Source organism: Eremococcus coleocola ACS-139-V-Col8 (assembly GCF_000183205.1).
GTDB lineage: Bacteria > Bacillota > Bacilli > Lactobacillales > Aerococcaceae > Eremococcus > Eremococcus coleocola.
Genome location: NZ_AENN01000016.1, coordinates 22,216 through 38,398 on the forward strand (window position 1 = coordinate 22,216; position 16,183 = coordinate 38,398).

At 37.0% G+C, this 16,183-nt stretch carries 19 protein-coding genes and 1 pseudogene; 1 reads left to right on the plus strand and 19 read right to left on the minus strand.

Features of this window, described 5'->3' with window-relative positions:
* Nucleotides 1–87: 87 nt before the first annotated feature.
* From HMPREF9257_RS06255 to HMPREF9257_RS09580, 19 genes and pseudogenes are all read right to left on the minus strand, one after another.
* Nucleotides 88–690: an SRPBCC domain-containing protein gene (locus tag HMPREF9257_RS06255; protein ID WP_006418704.1), complete on the minus strand. Its 603-nt coding sequence runs from the start codon at nucleotides 688–690 to the stop codon at nucleotides 88–90.
* 15 nt (nucleotides 691–705) lie between these two features.
* Entirely contained in the window at nucleotides 706–1,653 is a 948-nt protein-coding gene (locus HMPREF9257_RS06260; RefSeq protein WP_006418658.1) for a 3'-5' exoribonuclease YhaM family protein, read from the minus strand.
* Between the two features lie 39 nt (nucleotides 1,654–1,692).
* Nucleotides 1,693–4,521 (minus strand): ATP-binding protein, encoded by a 2,829-nt coding sequence (locus HMPREF9257_RS06265; RefSeq protein WP_006418673.1) that lies wholly within the window; start codon nucleotides 4,519–4,521, stop codon nucleotides 1,693–1,695.
* Nucleotides 4,511–5,782 (minus strand): metallophosphoesterase family protein, encoded by a 1,272-nt coding sequence (locus HMPREF9257_RS06270; protein WP_006418703.1) that lies wholly within the window; start codon nucleotides 5,780–5,782, stop codon nucleotides 4,511–4,513. Before HMPREF9257_RS06270 ends, HMPREF9257_RS06265 begins: the two co-directional genes overlap by 11 nt.
* 138 nt (nucleotides 5,783–5,920) lie before the next feature.
* On the minus strand, nucleotides 5,921–6,268 hold the full coding sequence (locus HMPREF9257_RS06275) for a YlbF/YmcA family competence regulator (protein ID WP_006418644.1): 348 nt from the start codon (nucleotides 6,266–6,268) through the stop codon (nucleotides 5,921–5,923).
* A 71-nt stretch (nucleotides 6,269–6,339) separates the two neighbouring features.
* Nucleotides 6,340–8,469, minus strand: a complete 2,130-nt coding sequence (locus tag HMPREF9257_RS06280; protein ID WP_006418650.1) for a transglycosylase domain-containing protein — start codon at nucleotides 8,467–8,469, stop codon at nucleotides 6,340–6,342.
* Between the two features lie 367 nt (nucleotides 8,470–8,836).
* Nucleotides 8,837–10,336 (minus strand): flavocytochrome c, encoded by a 1,500-nt coding sequence (locus tag HMPREF9257_RS06285; RefSeq protein ID WP_006418666.1) that lies wholly within the window; start codon nucleotides 10,334–10,336, stop codon nucleotides 8,837–8,839.
* Between the two features lie 633 nt (nucleotides 10,337–10,969).
* On the minus strand, nucleotides 10,970–11,659 hold the full coding sequence (locus HMPREF9257_RS09280; RefSeq protein ID WP_006418633.1) for a hypothetical protein: 690 nt from the start codon (nucleotides 11,657–11,659) through the stop codon (nucleotides 10,970–10,972).
* Between the two features lie 45 nt (nucleotides 11,660–11,704).
* The gene (locus tag HMPREF9257_RS09285) at nucleotides 11,705–12,007 is read right to left on the minus strand and encodes a hypothetical protein (RefSeq protein ID WP_006418687.1); all 303 of its coding nucleotides are present in this window, start codon (nucleotides 12,005–12,007) and stop codon (nucleotides 11,705–11,707) included.
* A gap of 50 nt (nucleotides 12,008–12,057) precedes the next feature.
* On the minus strand, nucleotides 12,058–12,348 hold the full coding sequence (locus tag HMPREF9257_RS06295) for a helix-turn-helix domain-containing protein (RefSeq protein WP_218015549.1): 291 nt from the start codon (nucleotides 12,346–12,348) through the stop codon (nucleotides 12,058–12,060).
* Between the two features lie 282 nt (nucleotides 12,349–12,630).
* Nucleotides 12,631–12,819, minus strand: coding sequence for a hypothetical protein (locus HMPREF9257_RS06300; protein ID WP_006418683.1), 189 nt, complete (start codon nucleotides 12,817–12,819; stop codon nucleotides 12,631–12,633).
* A gap of 144 nt (nucleotides 12,820–12,963) precedes the next feature.
* Nucleotides 12,964–13,110: a hypothetical protein gene (locus tag HMPREF9257_RS09290; protein WP_006418659.1), complete on the minus strand. Its 147-nt coding sequence runs from the start codon at nucleotides 13,108–13,110 to the stop codon at nucleotides 12,964–12,966.
* 299 nt (nucleotides 13,111–13,409) lie between these two features.
* Nucleotides 13,410–13,703: a YjcQ family protein gene (locus HMPREF9257_RS06305; protein ID WP_006418610.1), complete on the minus strand. Its 294-nt coding sequence runs from the start codon at nucleotides 13,701–13,703 to the stop codon at nucleotides 13,410–13,412.
* A complete protein-coding gene (locus tag HMPREF9257_RS06310; RefSeq protein ID WP_006418654.1) occupies nucleotides 13,696–13,914 on the minus strand; it encodes an LSm family protein in 219 nt (72 codons plus the stop codon). Before HMPREF9257_RS06310 ends, HMPREF9257_RS06305 begins: the two co-directional genes overlap by 8 nt.
* Before the next feature lie 91 nt (nucleotides 13,915–14,005).
* Nucleotides 14,006–14,221: a hypothetical protein gene (locus HMPREF9257_RS06315; protein ID WP_006418636.1), complete on the minus strand. Its 216-nt coding sequence runs from the start codon at nucleotides 14,219–14,221 to the stop codon at nucleotides 14,006–14,008.
* A 5-nt stretch (nucleotides 14,222–14,226) separates the two neighbouring features.
* On the minus strand, nucleotides 14,227–14,400 hold the full coding sequence (locus tag HMPREF9257_RS09295; protein WP_006418616.1) for a hypothetical protein: 174 nt from the start codon (nucleotides 14,398–14,400) through the stop codon (nucleotides 14,227–14,229).
* A gap of 12 nt (nucleotides 14,401–14,412) precedes the next feature.
* Nucleotides 14,413–14,628 (minus strand): hypothetical protein, encoded by a 216-nt coding sequence (locus tag HMPREF9257_RS06320; protein ID WP_006418647.1) that lies wholly within the window; start codon nucleotides 14,626–14,628, stop codon nucleotides 14,413–14,415.
* 4 nt (nucleotides 14,629–14,632) lie between these two features.
* A complete protein-coding gene (locus HMPREF9257_RS06325) occupies nucleotides 14,633–15,175 on the minus strand; it encodes a polymorphic toxin type 50 domain-containing protein (protein ID WP_342610065.1) in 543 nt (180 codons plus the stop codon).
* Nucleotides 15,164–15,283 (minus strand): annotated as a pseudogene (locus HMPREF9257_RS09580) (hypothetical protein); the annotation flags it as partial. The pseudogene HMPREF9257_RS09580 and the gene HMPREF9257_RS06325, both read right to left, overlap by 12 nt.
* Nucleotides 15,284–15,347: 64 nt before the next feature.
* On the opposite strand from HMPREF9257_RS09580, the gene HMPREF9257_RS06330 reads away from it, so the two are divergent.
* On the plus strand, nucleotides 15,348–16,124 hold the full coding sequence (locus HMPREF9257_RS06330) for a site-specific integrase (RefSeq protein ID WP_006418642.1): 777 nt from the start codon (nucleotides 15,348–15,350) through the stop codon (nucleotides 16,122–16,124).
* Nucleotides 16,125–16,183: the final 59 nt, after the last annotated feature.

A 16,183-nucleotide genomic window follows, 5' to 3' on the forward strand; every position in this document is an offset into this window, starting at 1 on the left:
AACTTTTTATAAAAGAAGCGATTATAAAGAAAAGCACAGAACAAATTCGTTCTGTGCTTTTTTACTATTATTCTTACAAAAATTGTTTTAATGGTGATGATGGGAGTCTGCTTGAACTGACTGAGCTAGCATTTCCTTAATTTGAGGCAAGACCGCATCGATTGCAGCCTGGCGATCAATTGTTTCAGTTCCTTCCAAAAGACTACCTAATTGTTGGAGGGCAACATGCCAAGTAGCAATGTCTACCGCTACTTGATCGTTTAAATCATATACCCATTGGGTAAAACGAACTTGAGTCATCCCGTCCCCAATATTTTCTAATTCAATCGCTACATTAGAGCCAAAGACGCCCCACATAAATGATAAATAGGTAGGTGCTTCTACATCTGTAATCAAATTACGTTCAAGAATCTGATTCCCTTTACCCTTAACCAATAAATAAGCACCCGCTTTAATTTCATTTTCAAAGGTCAGTTCAGGAAACCAAAACTTAAGTTTTTCATTCTGGGTTAAAGCAGCCCAAACTTCTGACAAAGCAGCTTGGGTTTCTCCAACTAAAGAGAATTCTTGCCCATGTTGATGGTCTAAATGGTCGAGGACCGACTCATGATGGTGGTGATCATGATCATGGTCGTGGGTATGATTATGGCAGTGAGCATGGTTATGGTGATCTGCTTGATTTTTCGTCATAAAACTTTTCCCCTCCTAATCAAAGTTTGGTCGGTAAACTTCACGACGGTCCAAGGCAAAAATTTGCTGACTAAAAGCACCGCGTTCGGTTTGTTCAAGAGCGGATGAAATCATATTAATCTTAGCATCCATATCATCAATATAATGAATAATTTCGGCCTCTAACAAACGGGGAACCACAGGACTGCCATATTCCTGTTTACCATGATGGGCTAAGACCATATGTTTTAACAAGATAATAGCTTCCGATTGGTCTGGATCAATATTTAAATCGCGTGCAGCCCGATCAATTAGTTCATCAATTAAAACAATATGTCCCATCAACTGGCCTTTCAAAGTGTATTCAGTTGAAATAGGTCCTGATAATTCAATGGTTTTACCAATATCATGTAGAACAATTCCTCCAATTAAAAGAGAAGCATTTAATTGAGGATAAAGTTCTAAGAGTGACTGGGCAATTTTAAGCATAGTCATTGTATGAAAGGATAAACCACCCGCAACCGCATGATGGAGTCGTTTAGCCGCTGGATAGGAATAAAAAGCATCCTGATGATCTTTAAGGATGCGCCGCACAACACGGGCAATCTCTCCGTCTTTAATTAGAAGTAAACTATTTTCAATATCCGTTTGAATAGCTTCTTTACGGATACCAATACTTTCTACATACAAGGTTGGATCATTGGGCTCACCCAATTCCGCCAAACGGATGGCTTCAATTTTTACTTGAGGGGTTCCATTATAGGTATCGCGCCGACCCTTAAGATAGACCACCTTTCCTGCTTGGAAGGCTTGGATTTCACGGTCAGTCGCAGACCAGTACATCCCATCCATCGAGCCGGATTTGTCTTGAAAACGGAAAGCAATAAATGGATTCCCGTTCCGAGCCACCCTTTTATCAGCAGCCTTGATTAAGACAAATAGGCCAAAATTCTCACCATCATGTAAATCATAAAGTTGTGTCATTCATTTTCATCCTATCTATTAAACTTGGGGAGAGTGAATCTAGGCATCTGAATCCGAGCTTAGCTCGCCTATATTTTCCAAATCAATAACCTGTTGGTCTGAGAAGGAATCCCGTGTCTGTTGGTCAAAAGTAAAATATAAAATTTGATGACTTTTAGCCACTTCTTCCAAAACTTGATTCATACTCGTCTTACGTAACTCATCGAAATTCACGAAGGCATCATCAATAATAATCGGCATCTTAACCATATGTTGGGCTGACATAATAAAGGCCAACCGTAAAGCAACATACAATTGTTCAAGAGTTCCTTGGGATAATTCATGTGGTGCAAATAATAAGTCTGAATTATGTTTTACCCTAAGGCTATTCTTATTGGCTTTAATCTGACGATATCGATTAAAAGTTAGGGTCGCAAAAATCTCAGAAGCTTGCTCAATCATTTGCGGTAGTGGATCATCCAAACCTTGGTTTAAAGTTTGCTGAATTATCGCCTTGGCTAATTGCTTTTGTCCCCAATCTTTAAAAACTTCTTCAATCTGGGCTTGTTTACTTGCTAGTGTTTGTTTTAATTCTTGATAAGACCCATCCTCTTTCATCCGCGAAATTTCTACAGCCAAGTTAGCTCTACGCTGTTGATGGGGTTCAATTCGTTCCTTGAGTTCTTTGAGTTGGCGTTTAATTGTATCATAATCACTCATTAGGGCTTGTTTATTCTCAATTTGACTTAAAGCATTTTCGTGTCCGGCAATATAAGTCTGATTCAAATCTCTTTGCTGCCGTAATTCTTTAATTTCTTGATTTTCCTTAAGACAAGCTTGGAAGGCTTGATCATTTTCAACCCCAGCATGGGCAAAAATCATCTGGCGCTCAGCCTCAAGCTTATCATTTTCTTGCTTGAGCCTTTCCTGGTTGACCTTGATATCAGCCAATAAGTCCTCTAATTTCTGAGCCCTTCTTTCAACTTCAGTTAGATCTGCTTCTGTTTCTTCCACAAAACGAATCATTTGACGTGTACTTGGATCGTTTTCCGGCATTGAAAAGCGTTCTATCATTGGCTGTAAAACAGTTTTCCAGGTTTGAATCGCAACTTCAGTTTGGCCCAATTCAGCCTGATAATGTTGGGTTTTATTTTTCATTTCAAAATAATCTTTGACTGGATTAGCCTTAAGTACAATTTCTGGATCTGCTGTAGGATAGAAACCAAGTTCGACCAACCAATGAGCTTGTTGGTTTTTTATAGCTTGATAATCTTCTTTAAGTGCTTCTAATCTTTCTTCTCGGTCATTAATTTCCATGCCTAGGGCTCTAGCCTGGTCTTGGGCAAACCCTTCTTTTTCTTTCAATTGGTCAATTTTTTCAAAAATTGGATTACTACGAAATTCTTTAAAAGCCTGACGATGACTCGAAAAAACCATAATTAAGGCTCCTGCACCTAGGACAGCGATAATCACACCCAAATAGAAATAAAGTGATTGAAAACCAATTTGATTAGTTAAGCAATAAATAATAATTGCCACCCCAATAAAACAGAATAGTCCACCAAAAAAATAATCTTTTAAACTCGTTGCTTGAATCAAACGCTCTTCAGCGTTCATCCGCTGATTTTCTAGACTAACTACTTGTTGTCGGGCAATCATCGAGTAATTCTGTTGCTCTTTACGTTGGTCAAGGTAAATCCGTCTTTGCGCCTCAATTTCTTCAGTATCAGCCTGAACTTGATCGAGGTTGGTTTGAAAAACTAAGCCTTCTTGGAGCTTAGCTTGATAAGACTGGGAATCTTGAATTTTATCCGGATAAAACTGGTTCCGCTTGGCTAATTGTTCCATCGAATCCTGATTCTCAAAGATTAATCGTTGTAACTGCTCATTTTTTGCTTGAACTTCTTTAACAGCTTGGGTATGACTCCGCCACTTAGCCCGGTCTTCTTTATGGCGCCGGGCCCAGTCTAAACGAGTTTCTTGTTTGAGTTGGGCTTGAACATGGGACTCACGTTCCTGCAATTGAATTAATTGTAAATGGTTTTGATCAATTTGTTTTTGATTCTGGATGACCGTTTCAGGCGCTTGATCCGGAATCTCTGTATAGGTCAAAGCATTTAATTGGCGTTGGGCTGCTTGATCTTTTAAATAAATATCATAACGATTGAGCAAGCGATCTTTGGCTTGCAAATCTTCCTCAGACTTTCCAATTGCTTGATTTAATTCTTTAATTAATTTAATTTCTGACTCTTCTTTATTCAAAAGATCCTGATACGTTGCGAGTCTTTCGCCTTTATTTTCTAAATCCTGTGCCATTGTCTCATAATCTGCCAACAATTCATTTAGGGGGGGATTAGATGCTCTCGGTTTAAATAAGGCTTTAGCTTCCTTATCTAAATTCCGGGACAAGGCAAGGAACTTGTCTGAACCCAAGGTACCAACACTTAAGAAATAATCATTTAATTGATCTGCCCCTATCCCATTTAATTCTTGTAAATTTTGTAGATTGAAGGCATAAAAAGTATCATACAAATTTTCATCGATACCTGATAATAACTTGTCCATAACCTGATCAGCTTGCTCATTTCCTGTTAAGTCAGTTATGATCAAACCTTGGTTGGTTCGTTCAATCCATAAATCGCCCATATCCGTCTGGGTAAGAAGGATACGACCGCCATACTGGTCCCCTTTACGGGGCTCATACCGGTTTACTTGATTTTTACGGCGTCTTTTATCTGGGAAACCAAATAAAATCGACCGAATAAATGATTGGAGAGTGGATTTACCTGACTCATTTTTTCCATAGAATAATTGCAAATGATCATTAATATCAAAAGTCTGGTTAACCCATTTGCCATAGCCATATATTTCAAGACGCTTAATCTTCATACTTGTCCACCTCCCCACTTAAACCAAAGTTGCCAATAATATAGTTTCGTGCATGGACGATCATATCTGCTTTTAAGTCTGAATCCTGTGCAAGTTCATTTAAATAAGCCTTCACGGTAGGATGGTTGAAGAAATCGGCTAACAAATCCTGATAAGTATCAGGTGTCTGTACCCAAGCCATGGCTTGACTAAATGATTCTTTAAGCCGTTCATCATAATCAAAAATCGCTTCATCCCGTTTAGCTAAATAATTAATCTTAACAATAGCAGCAAAAGGTGCATTTAAATCATTGATGGTCGGTAAAAGATCTTCTAGTTGATGAGCTTCCAATTGCTTAACGAGGCCATCCTCCAAATTCTCTATATGATTTAAATCTACTGTTAATAGGTAAGATTGATTACTGGCTTGAGCTTGATCTTTAAAATTATGAATTGCTTGTTGAAGAGCATCAGTGACATGATTTAATTGCCAATCTGGTTGACATTCGATGGTAATTGCATCCCAAATAATATCAGCTAAGGAAATAAAGTCGCTTTGACTCGGTTGCCCCTGCTTTAATTCAATTAGATAAGCCCCTTTATCCCCAGCTTCATTCCGGTGGCGACCTTGGATGGTGCCAGCATATTGAATAATTGGTTCAGAATGTAATAATTGCTGTAGATGAATATGGCCTAAGGCCCAATAATCATACTGTTTTGCCAGTAAATCAGCCACTTTAAAAGGGGCATAGTGATCTTGACGCGGATTGCCAGCTGCAACCGCACCATGTAAAAGACCAATCGTAAAATCGGACTGGTCACTTTTTGTCGGGAATTCCTTTACTTTGTCTTGGTCAATCCAACGATTCCGATAAGAAAAACCTACAATATCGACGATTTCTCCTACTTTAGTCTTCAGCTGAATCCTTTCAACCTGATCACTGGTAAAAGCCTGAACTTTGTCAGGTAAGCTTAATGGGTACTTATCTGTTTTTAAATAGTCATGGTTACCATGACAAAAAACGAGAGGAATACCCGCCTTGGTTAAACGTTCAACTTGTTTAAGAAAGAAATGTTGAGCATAAATGGAGGGTTGATCGGCATTGTAGATATCACCCGCGATAAGGACAAAATCCAAATCTTCTTGAATAGCTCGGCCAATGGCCCGCTCAAAAGCACGGTAAGGAGCTTGGATGAGCTGACCTTGTAGCTCTTGTAATTGTTTAGAGATACCTACAAAAGGACTGTCCAAATGTAGGTCTGCTAAATGCATAAATCTCATGTTTTTCTCCTCCAATGCTTGATTGATGCTACAAAAAGAGACCAACTTTTCCGTATTAGACAAATACACAGAAGAGCTGGTCAAAAAGAAGCGGCAATCGTCAGCTATATTTAAGCCCGAAAGCAGCCACAGTCAGTTCTACTTATAGATATCACTCAATGGTTTCATAATAATATCGTTGATATCATTAATTGTTTGACTAACAGCTTGTTCACTTTGCATTAGTTTCATAATCAAGTCATTGGCAGAAACCTTTTGAGATAACTCTTGTAAGCCTGTCATATCTGCTTCACTCGGTTCTTGACCTTGCATTTGTTTTTCTTGCATTTGCTTAGTCATATCTCTAAATTCATTAAACAATTTGCTTGCTTCTTCATCTGCCTGAATAGCTTCTAAATCAGCCTTGAGTTCAAGGTAAGCAGGTAAAGCACGTAAGTCTCTCTCTAATTGATTCGCTGTATCATAAATATTATTTATTTCTGTCATTTTATTCCACCTCACTAACTATCATCTTAGCAGATTTCTAGCTTAAATTCTATGCTAGATCCTTGTTTTTCCTAAAATGGTAGTTGAATATTTTCAAAAAAACTTTGGACTTGGGACCAAGCAGATTGCCCCCATTCTTTGGCTTGATCGACATACTGGCTGCCTTCATTTCGCCACCAAGATTGGGCCTGGTCTAACCACTGACTAGTTGAATCTTGTAAAGAAATATCCGAAACATCATTGGTATCTACGGTCATTTGGGAAGCCGGGGAGACTGTAAAGGCGGTCTGCGGAGAAGCAGCCATTAAGTTAGTCGTCGCTTGGTTAAAGAAAGACCCCATACCCGAAGGCATTAAATCATCGAGGGACTGCCCCTCTTCCTCTTGGTCTAAACCAACCCAAGAAGCAATGACAAAATCAGGGGTATAACCAATCATCCATTTATCCCGGGTTTGCATATTGTCTTGTGATACTTCGGTAGACCCTGTCTTACCAGCTATTTGGCCATTGGAAGGACCGGCACCATAGGCAGTCCCATTAGCACCATAGGTTTCTAACATCATGGAGGTCATATCAGCCGCTACATTGGCAGTCATGGCCATATGTTTGCTTGGTTTCTCATTGGAATAAACAACTTTCCCATTCGCATCTTCAATCCGACGGATAAAGAACGAATCAGTCCGTACTCCCTTATTGGCAAAAGCCGCATAGGCTGAGGCCATTTCCTCCACGGTCACCCCTTTACTTAAGGCACCAAGGGCCATGGTCAAATTCTGGTCAGATTGAGGAATAGTCAAGCCAAATTGTTTTAATTTTTTGACAGATTGACCAATCCCTAAATGATCCAAAAGGTAAACAGCCGAAGTATTCTTACTTTGAGCTAATGCATAATACAAAGGTACTTGACCAGACGGGTCAGTTTGACGGTCATAGTTCTCAGGTGCATAGTTATCAGGACCATAAGCTTGCACCACGTCTGGTACTTGGGAATGAACATTATAGCCATTTTCTAAGGCTAAACTATAAATGGCTAGAGGTTTAATTGTTGAACCAGGTGCTCGTCTCATATCCGTAGCGCGGTTAAAACCGCGGTAGGTATATTGACCACGGCCACCATAGATAGCTGCCACGCCGCCAGTTTTCGGGGTGATCACCACGGAGGCACTCTGAACTAAGGCCTGGTCGCCTTGGTCTTGTGGAAACATCCAATCATTATCATATGCTTGATCCAAGGCTGATTGGTAAGCAACATTCATATTCGTATAAATCCGATAGCCTTTAGAAAATAAATCTGTCTCAGGAATATCTGCTTTAGCAATAGCTTCATCAATAACCGCATCAAAATAATAAGGATAGGCGTACTCATCGACCGCATAGTAATTATCCAGTAAGTTAATCGCTTGCCCTTGATAATAGCCTACTTCTTCTTGCGTCAGAAGATCTTGATCATCAAGAAGACCAAGGACGACGTTTCGCCGGTCCATCGCTGCTTCATAATCATCAATTGGATTGAATATGGATGGACCCTTAAGGATCCCGGTTAAAACAGCCGCTTCATCCCAATCCAGACTTGAGGCAGAGTGGCCGAAATATTTTTGGCTAGCATCTTCAACGCCCCACACTCCATTACCAAAATAAGCATGGTTGAGGTACATTTCCAGGATTTGATCCTTATCATAGACTTTCTCTATTTCCATAGCCAGAAACAATTCTTTTAATTTCCGCTGGAGGGTTTGGTCTTGGCTTAAGAAAGCATTCTTAGCCAATTGTTGGGTCAGGGTTGACCCTCCCCCTCCCGAAGTATTCCGGTTAATCAAGAGGCGGACAAAGGCCCGGCCAATCCCTAGAGTATCAAAACCATTATGCTCGTAAAAACGCCGGTCTTCCGTGGCAATTAAGGTCTCACGCATAGGTTGAGCAATTTGATCCAAGGTAATATAAGATCCTTTTTGACTATTTAATTTACCAGCTTCTGTATCGTCATCCGCATAAATAACAGTTTGAGCCTTTAACGCCTCTTGTAAGGTTGAAACATCCGTTGTCTTTGCCAAAAGCACCATATATGAGGAAAGAATAAGTGCTAGTAACATCCCCGCAAAAATAAGCACCTTCCAGCCCCGATAATAATGCCAAAGGGTCTTAAAAGACTGCCAAAAATTTGAATTAGTGAAAGCTTGCCGCCATTTGTGATTTGATTGCATGAGACTTGTGTCACCTTTCTCTAAGTTAATCTGAGTCTAAGTCAAACTTAGAAGCAATACATGGGCCTTAGGCCCGATTTAACTAGATTTAGCTAGATTGTTTATATTGTACCAGAAAAATATGATTTATTTATGACCAGAAATATCAAATTAATTAAGACTTGTGCATTGAGATGCGCAAATGCACACGATAGCTTTTTGTGCATTGTGACTTGTCATTGCACAGGATACCTTAATTTTGTGCATTGTAATTCGTCAATGCACACCGAACTAAAGTTTTAAGTCATAAAGAAAGTAAAAAAGAACTGTATCAAATATTACTTTTGATACAGTCCTACTATTAATAAATTAATTATTAGATTTTAATCTATTCAGCTACAGCAGCGCTTGCAACTGTTCCAGCTTGACGACCAAAGATAATGATATCCGCTACAGCGTTACCACCGATCCGGTTTTGACCATGGATACCACCAGTAAGTTCACCCGCTGCATATAAGTTAGCAATTGGTTGGCCTTCTTCGTTCAATACTTCAGTATTCGTATTAATCTTCAAACCACCCATAGTATGATGAATACCAGGTGCGATTTTGATAGCGAAAAATGGACCTGTTGCTAAACCTTCTTCCATACCAGTTTCACGACCAAACTCTTCATCCTTACCAGCTTCAACAGACTTGTTCCAAGCATCTAAGGTTGCAGTTAAGTTTTCAGCAGGCATATCCAATTCTTTAGCTAAATCTTCTAAGCTATCTGCTTCAACAACTAAACCTTTTTCTTCATAGGTCTTAATTTGTTTGGCACGTTCTTTAAGAGCTGAATCCCCTACAATATATGCATATTTTTCTGGTAAATCAATAATGGCTGCAGATACTTTATCCCGGGTTTCCATTTCATTGAAGAAACGGTTACCTTCTTGACTCACTAAGATAGCACCTTCACCACGAACCGCTTCAGAAATTAAGAATGAAGTGGTTTGTTCAACGGTTGGATGAATTTGGATTTGGTCCATATCAACAGTAGCAGCACCAATGGCTTGCGCCATCTTGATACCGTCACCTTGGGAACCTTCTTGGTTCGTTGTAACAAACCCTTCTAATTCAGGTTTGTTTTCTACTACCATATCCATATTCGCTCCGAAACCACCCGTTGTTAAAATAACTTTCTTAGCAGAAACTTCTTTTTCTTGACCTTCAATGTTCACTTTAACACCAGTTACGGCATTATTATCATCAACTAATAATTCTTTAACATCAGCGTTCACAAATGTAGGGATTTTGCGTTCAGTCACATTAGCGTATAAACCTTCAACTAGGTATTGACCGACAGCAGAACCATCTTCAGGACGGTGAGTCCGTTGAACTGACATACCACCAGTGGTCGTAATGTTATTTAAGGTGATTCCCATAGAATCTAACCAATCAATGGCATCAGCTGAATGATCAACCAAGAAATGAAGTAATTCTTGATCATTGGTTTCTTTACCACCCTTTAAAGTTTCTTCAAAGAATTTGTCATTTGAGTCTTCAATCCCTTGTTCTTTTTGGAACTTAGTTTCAGACGCATTCATACCAGCAGATGATTTGCTAGAGTTACCACCAACGATTGGCATTTTTTCTAAGATAGCAACATTGGCACCACCATCATGAGCAGCAATTGCAGCAGCCATACCGGCACCACCAGCACCTACAATAACAATATCATATGATTCGGCTAATTCAGCTGGATCGGTATATTCTTTTTGAGAGGCTCCTGAGACCGCATCTTCACTTTCAGATGTTGATTCTTCCGCAAAGACACTTAGACTAGGCACTAAAACAGCTAGTACCAACATCATTGAAATAAATAAATAAGAAATTTTCTTTTTCATTCTTATCCTCCTTCAATTTATGATTTATTTCTTTTACAGTTTACCAATAAAATACAAATTTCACAAGCTAAAATCGGTCCCACTTTTCTTAATTTTTTCACATTTTCTTCTAACTTTTAATCAAAGAATTCTTAAAAATAAAAAGGCCTGGATTTGCATCCAGACCTAATGGCAACCTAGTAAAATAGGGTTTAAATTTGTTCACAGCAAACTTAAACGACATCGTCATCCTGACTTTGGTTCGAAACCTTAGATGTTTGCCGCGCAAATGACCTTCCGGTCACTCGACTCATCGCATGTAGGTATCATAACAAGGAAAAGACAAAAAGACAAGTTAAATCTTTACTTAATAAAAAAGAAAGTCCATCCTGAATGTTGACCTGAACCCGTAAACACGGAATAATTTAATAATATCTTAAGATGATGTGAGAGACATCGTCGGATAAATGTTGAATTTTTAGAGCATATTGCACTGCACAATATGGCTTATAAGCATGGAAATACATGCTATAACCTTCAGCCCAGAACTTGATATTCCCTTGTCTCTGTGCCACATTTCCAAATAAGTTTGCCTTTGAGTTTCATTTAAAATGTGCATTGTAATTTCCTATATAATCAACATTATACATTAACTTATTTTGATTGATTGTAATGATCTTCTATCAAATCGTTTATAGTATATATACTGTTGTTGTTGTTTTCAATAAGAGTTTGTTGCCAATCGAGAAAATCCAGCTTATCCATAGCAAAACACAACAATGCACCACTGTCGTAAACAATGTGAGATCCGATAATTGATTGGTCGACTTTTCCTTGTTTCATTGTAGGAACAATTTCTGAAAATTTCACTTTATTTGTATTAGTAAAATACAAAATTCCCAAATCGTAGTCCACAGATTTAGCAGATTTTATACCTACATACTGAGCAGTACCTTCGATAGTTTCTTCGGCCAATTCAGCTTTTAATTTCTCTTTGTCGGTGTTTTCCTTACGCTTTTTCATTATCGACACATATTCTTTCAAATGCGAATCCAATAAATCTTTATCGCTTGTTTCCTTCTCAACTTCGTCTTTGATTTTGTCTAGTATTTTATATTCTTCATCTAATAGAGCGATTTCTGAATCGGAATACGACATTCCTCTAAAAGTTAAGTCAGTCCAATTTTGTTGCATATAATAATGAAATGCTTCGTGTGACAAAAAAGGAACAAATCTTTTGGAATTGAATTTAGGGGCAAGAGAATCCTCATCTGTTTTTACATAAACAATGTTTTTTTCCCCTAAAATATTGTACACTTTATCTTTTGTATTAAAATTACCCATTATATATTGAATTCTTTTTGGATAGTTTTTTGATACACGATACACTTATATTTTGTAAGAATCAGGTAATTTGATTCTTGTTGCAAACAAACTTCTGATTTCTTTTTGTGGATTGATTATGAACAAGTCGCCCATAAAATTTTTATCAAGCACAACAATAGTTTTTTTGTTTAAATCATAATTATTCCAAAGATTAGGATTATTCGCGTAAAATTTATCGTATTCTGATAAAATTTGTTTATTATTTTCACTCAAACTAGAATAATCAGTCTTGAAAAGTTTGTTAAAACCTATCGGAAAAATAATCAGCAAGACAATTATTAATAAAATTATTTTTAATTTTTTCATAAATTCCTCGTTTCTCAATAATATTCATAATATACAATAATGTTTTATCATTATACCATAGATTCATTTACAAGGTTGAAGTGCTCTACAGTCTCTCTAAGCGTAGTTTTATTGATTTGCCTATATTGTATTACAGATAGCTTGAATTCACTAGTGTTATTATTATTTTTTAACTTTTTAGATAAGTTATCAAAGCCTTTAGATTTGTATTTATTTATCCAGTTTCTCAATGTTGCGTCTGGAATACCATATTTTTCAGCTACTTTTTCTCGGCCACCACTTTCTCCTGATAAATATTCTAGTACTAATTTTATTTTAAATTCTTTTGTGTATTTTGGCATACAAAAACCCCTCTATTCGTATTCCGGATTTTGGGGTTCAGGTCATGTTGGACTTTCTTTTTTTATCATTACTATTAATTTATTTATAACCTATTTATTCGCCATTACTTCTAAACGGTACCTATTTACTACGGTTTCAGTTAATATCGCACAGTGCCTAAACGTTGATTTAAAGCCATTTTATAAAACTACTAATCCATACTAATTTCAATAAGTTCACAAATTTTGCCCCCTTTTTTTCCTTCTAAAGAAGGAACGAGTAAGGCAAATTTTTTAATAGTTCTAAGCAAAAATATCTTTTGCATAGTCATATAAAACCTTAGCAGTTTCTAATGTTAGGTTAGTCAGTTTTCGTTCTCCCCGTCTGATAGAATTTATAGCGTTCCCACTAATGCCTGTATCTTTTGTAATTTGGTAAGCACTGATATCACTATCAATCAATCTTTGAATCATCTCAATGATTTCATCCATTACTTATCATCATCCTTTCTACTTAAATAAAGAACAAAGAAAAAGCAAAGCATTACAAATAAAAATTCTTTTGTCATTTTCATAAATGATAGATATAATATGGTTAGGTAGGGAGCCTAGGCTCCCTACCTAACCTAAAAGCGATTACCGATGACTTGATTTGCGTCTCCGTCTTGGTGTCGCTTTTTCTTTTTGTTTTAGAACTTCAATCAACTTCGCTATCGCTCCGATTAAAGCTCCAATTCCTCCTGCTAAAACGCCTATTGCGTTTAGCAAGTCCTTATCTATCATTTTCTCATCTCCTTACATTGTATTGTCCTCCAATGTAAGGTAATTTCCGTTCTTTTAGGCCTGCGGATAAAGACCAAAATAAAAAGGCTACTTGCTAAGCAAATAACCTTGTATTTTATATTCAGATAGTAGTCTATTCCTACCCGTCAAGATAATTGGATCACCGAGCCTTTCTATCAGTTTTCGTTGGTTTCAAGTCAGACTCACCCCCTTTAATTTTGGGTATAAAAATACCACTCACCCATTTGGGAAGTGGCTACATTCCTGGAATCCATTCTTTTATAGATACCAATGTTTTATCAACTTTTTTTCATTTGATTATTTTCTTTTAAAAATTCCACTCCAGCAATTGTTATTCTTATATCTTCAAAATTATCTAATTGTATAGAGCCATCCATATAGGAACGAACATGACCTCCCTTTAGGTACCCTTCTTCAAATAATTCTTTATAGATATCCATTAAATAAGTTTGATTAACTTGTAATTTATATGCATTAATGTTCTCTTCTTTAATCTCTTTTCCGTTTTTCTTTTGGTTATAGAAATAACTAAGCACTTTAAATATTACAACAAAATAATCGTTGTTAGCCATTGTCAATCAACTCAATTCTTTTTATTTTTGAAACATAGACAGGTCGTCCAATATAAGGGTCTCCATCAACATCCAAAACAAATGCATCTTCAACATCATTATCTTCAACAGGGTCTAGCGATAGTAGCTCACCAGTCGTGACTGAATCATCCAATAGTGTTATTTTCACTTTTTTATACTGAAAGCTACCATAATCATAAATGCTAATCATTTTTTCGCTCCTTTTCTGGGACTGCATGGAACCCATTTTTTCCTTGATGCAATTTTGATCTCCAAGAATCGTTTGCCATGGGGCAGGCCTCCTATAAGAATTCCACTCGCTCAACTCTATCTTCAGTAATCAATCGACCTACTGTCGTATCGCCATCCACATCCAAGATAAATCCGTCACCTTCATCATTGTCTTCAATTGGGTCAAATCCCAGGAAAACCCCAGTTTCTATACTTCCATCACGCATATAGAGTTTTATAATTTTTTCTCTATTATCCCATGTATCAAAGTTTGCAGCTTTTACCATTACATTCACCTCTTTTTAGCATTTGGCACACCATGTATCCCACCTTTGCTTTGATGCATTTTTATTTGATTAGAATTAATATTTTGCCCACTTTGATTGATTGATTCTCCTGCTTTCATTTTCTGATAAAAATAATTTAGTAGCTTAAATACAACCACAAAATAATCATCTTTCTCCATGGGTCACGCCTCCTATAAGAATTCCACTCGCTCAACTCTATCTTCAGTAATCAATCGACCTACTGTCGTATCGCCATCAACATCCAAGATAAATCCGTCACCTTCATCATTGTCTTCAATTGGGTCAAATCCTAGGAAAATACCTTTATCAACAGTTCCGTCTTTTAAATACAGTTTAATTTTTCTATGTCTGTTATCTAAAGAATCATAATGAATAGCCTTTACCATTTTTCTACCTCATTTTCCTATTAGGAACTCCATGAATTCCATCTTTACCTTGATGAATCTTAATTTGATCAGAGCTAACTGGAGTGATTTTATTTATCATGTCAATTCCATAAATTTTTTTAGTATCGATAAATTGGTAATGCTGATATATCTTCTTCATATCCATATTTTTCAGCATATAATTATAGAGTTTTCTTTCAGTTATATCTTTAAAATAACTTTGTCCATTATTCCTGTTGTTATACTCTTCAGTACCATAAATATGTTCTTTTTGCTTAAACTCTTTTAATTTTAACCGATTACCAAGCTCTTCATTATTCAACATAACCTCTTTAATTCTATTTAGATCATGTGAAGTTAAATCCTTAAACTGCTTTTCAGTGATTTTATCAGTCAACTTATCGTTAAAGCTATTATACCGCTTTTTGAAATCCGCTTCCATCCACTTTCTGGTACTTGCAATCGATTCATTATCTTTGAATAACTTCTCCCGTTCCTTCAAACGAACCAAGAAATCGTTTTTATTAAGATGGTCTTTCATGGCCATTTCTAAAGTTTTACCTTTTAGCTTATATTTATCGATTAACTCTCGGTCACCTAACTCTTTAGCCACATGCAACCGCTCTTTATTCTGACTAATTTGACGTTCTAAGGCCCGTTGCTTCTTCTATAACAGACACGTTAAAAACACACCAGAGACCGAGTATTTGCTAACTAAAATGACACTAGTTGACTTCCAACGTTTAGTTGACGGAGTTCAAATTGATAAAGGTCTCACTAAACTAACAAAAATAAATTTTAAAGCTTTCCTTAATAGTGTTCTTGATTATGTTGATTACACCTATCATAACCAAAATAATATCCGTCTTGATAAAATTAAGCTAAAGCAAGGTAAACCATCTGATAGAATTAAATACCTTGAACCGGAAGAAATACAGCCATTCTTAAACTCAATCTATGCTAATCTGAATGAAACCTATGCCATGGCTTTGGAAGTGCAGTTGTTGACCGGAATGCGTATCGGCGAGGTAATAGCTCTCACGGAATTAGATTGGTTGATAAATGATACTGGTCCAAACCAAATTCGCACCAATAAATCGATTGAACGAAGGACAAATCGTGTATCGGTGGTAAAGAATAAATTCTTTAATCGGACAATTGAAAGTTCCGACCGCATCGATGACATATTCCGCCAACGGATTCAAACAAATCATTTATTGTTTGGTGACGATGCTAGTTTCATCTTTACTAGTAAATTAAACGGACCAATCACCTATACATACTTAGCTAGTACACTCCCTGACATTAATCCGCATTATTCAACCCACATGTTGCGCCACACCCATATATCACTCCTGGCACAGAATGGAGTCAGTTTAAAGTACACCATGAATCGTGTGGGTCATTCAGACCCTAAAACAACTCTAAAAATATACACCCACGTTTCAGATACGTTAAAACAAAAAGAAGCAGAAAAGTTAAACAACTTGTTTTAAGTTGCCTCTTTTCTGCCCCTTATTTAATTAAATGATTTGCTAACCCCTTGAAGTCATTG

Bases quoted from the DNA above. Each gene is read 5' to 3' on its own strand.
- HMPREF9257_RS06255 (WP_006418704.1), bottom strand. From the start codon at position 690: ATGACGAAAAATCAAGCAGATCACCATAACCATGCTCACTGCCATAAT.
- HMPREF9257_RS06260 (WP_006418658.1), bottom strand. From the start codon at position 1,653: ATGACACAACTTTATGATTTACATGATGGTGAGAATTTTGGCCTATTT.
- HMPREF9257_RS06265 (WP_006418673.1), bottom strand. From the start codon at position 4,521: ATGAAGATTAAGCGTCTTGAAATATATGGCTATGGCAAATGGGTTAAC.
- HMPREF9257_RS06270 (WP_006418703.1), bottom strand. From the start codon at position 5,782: ATGAGATTTATGCATTTAGCAGACCTACATTTGGACAGTCCTTTTGTA.
- HMPREF9257_RS06275 (WP_006418644.1), bottom strand. From the start codon at position 6,268: ATGACAGAAATAAATAATATTTATGATACAGCGAATCAATTAGAGAGA.
- HMPREF9257_RS06280 (WP_006418650.1), bottom strand. From the start codon at position 8,469: ATGCAATCAAATCACAAATGGCGGCAAGCTTTCACTAATTCAAATTTT.
- HMPREF9257_RS06285 (WP_006418666.1), bottom strand. From the start codon at position 10,336: ATGAAAAAGAAAATTTCTTATTTATTTATTTCAATGATGTTGGTACTA.
- HMPREF9257_RS09280 (WP_006418633.1), bottom strand. From the start codon at position 11,659: ATGGGTAATTTTAATACAAAAGATAAAGTGTACAATATTTTAGGGGAA.
- HMPREF9257_RS09285 (WP_006418687.1), bottom strand. From the start codon at position 12,007: ATGAAAAAATTAAAAATAATTTTATTAATAATTGTCTTGCTGATTATT.
- HMPREF9257_RS06295 (WP_218015549.1), bottom strand. From the start codon at position 12,348: ATGCCAAAATACACAAAAGAATTTAAAATAAAATTAGTACTAGAATAT.
- HMPREF9257_RS06300 (WP_006418683.1), bottom strand. From the start codon at position 12,819: ATGGATGAAATCATTGAGATGATTCAAAGATTGATTGATAGTGATATC.
- HMPREF9257_RS09290 (WP_006418659.1), bottom strand. From the start codon at position 13,110: ATGATAGATAAGGACTTGCTAAACGCAATAGGCGTTTTAGCAGGAGGA.
- HMPREF9257_RS06305 (WP_006418610.1), bottom strand. From the start codon at position 13,703: ATGGCTAACAACGATTATTTTGTTGTAATATTTAAAGTGCTTAGTTAT.
- HMPREF9257_RS06310 (WP_006418654.1), bottom strand. From the start codon at position 13,914: ATGATTAGCATTTATGATTATGGTAGCTTTCAGTATAAAAAAGTGAAA.
- HMPREF9257_RS06315 (WP_006418636.1), bottom strand. From the start codon at position 14,221: ATGGTAAAAGCTGCAAACTTTGATACATGGGATAATAGAGAAAAAATT.
- HMPREF9257_RS09295 (WP_006418616.1), bottom strand. From the start codon at position 14,400: ATGGAGAAAGATGATTATTTTGTGGTTGTATTTAAGCTACTAAATTAT.
- HMPREF9257_RS06320 (WP_006418647.1), bottom strand. From the start codon at position 14,628: ATGGTAAAGGCTATTCATTATGATTCTTTAGATAACAGACATAGAAAA.
- HMPREF9257_RS06325 (WP_342610065.1), bottom strand. From the start codon at position 15,175: ATGGCCATGAAAGACCATCTTAATAAAAACGATTTCTTGGTTCGTTTG.
- HMPREF9257_RS06330 (WP_006418642.1), top strand. From the start codon at position 15,348: ATGACACTAGTTGACTTCCAACGTTTAGTTGACGGAGTTCAAATTGAT.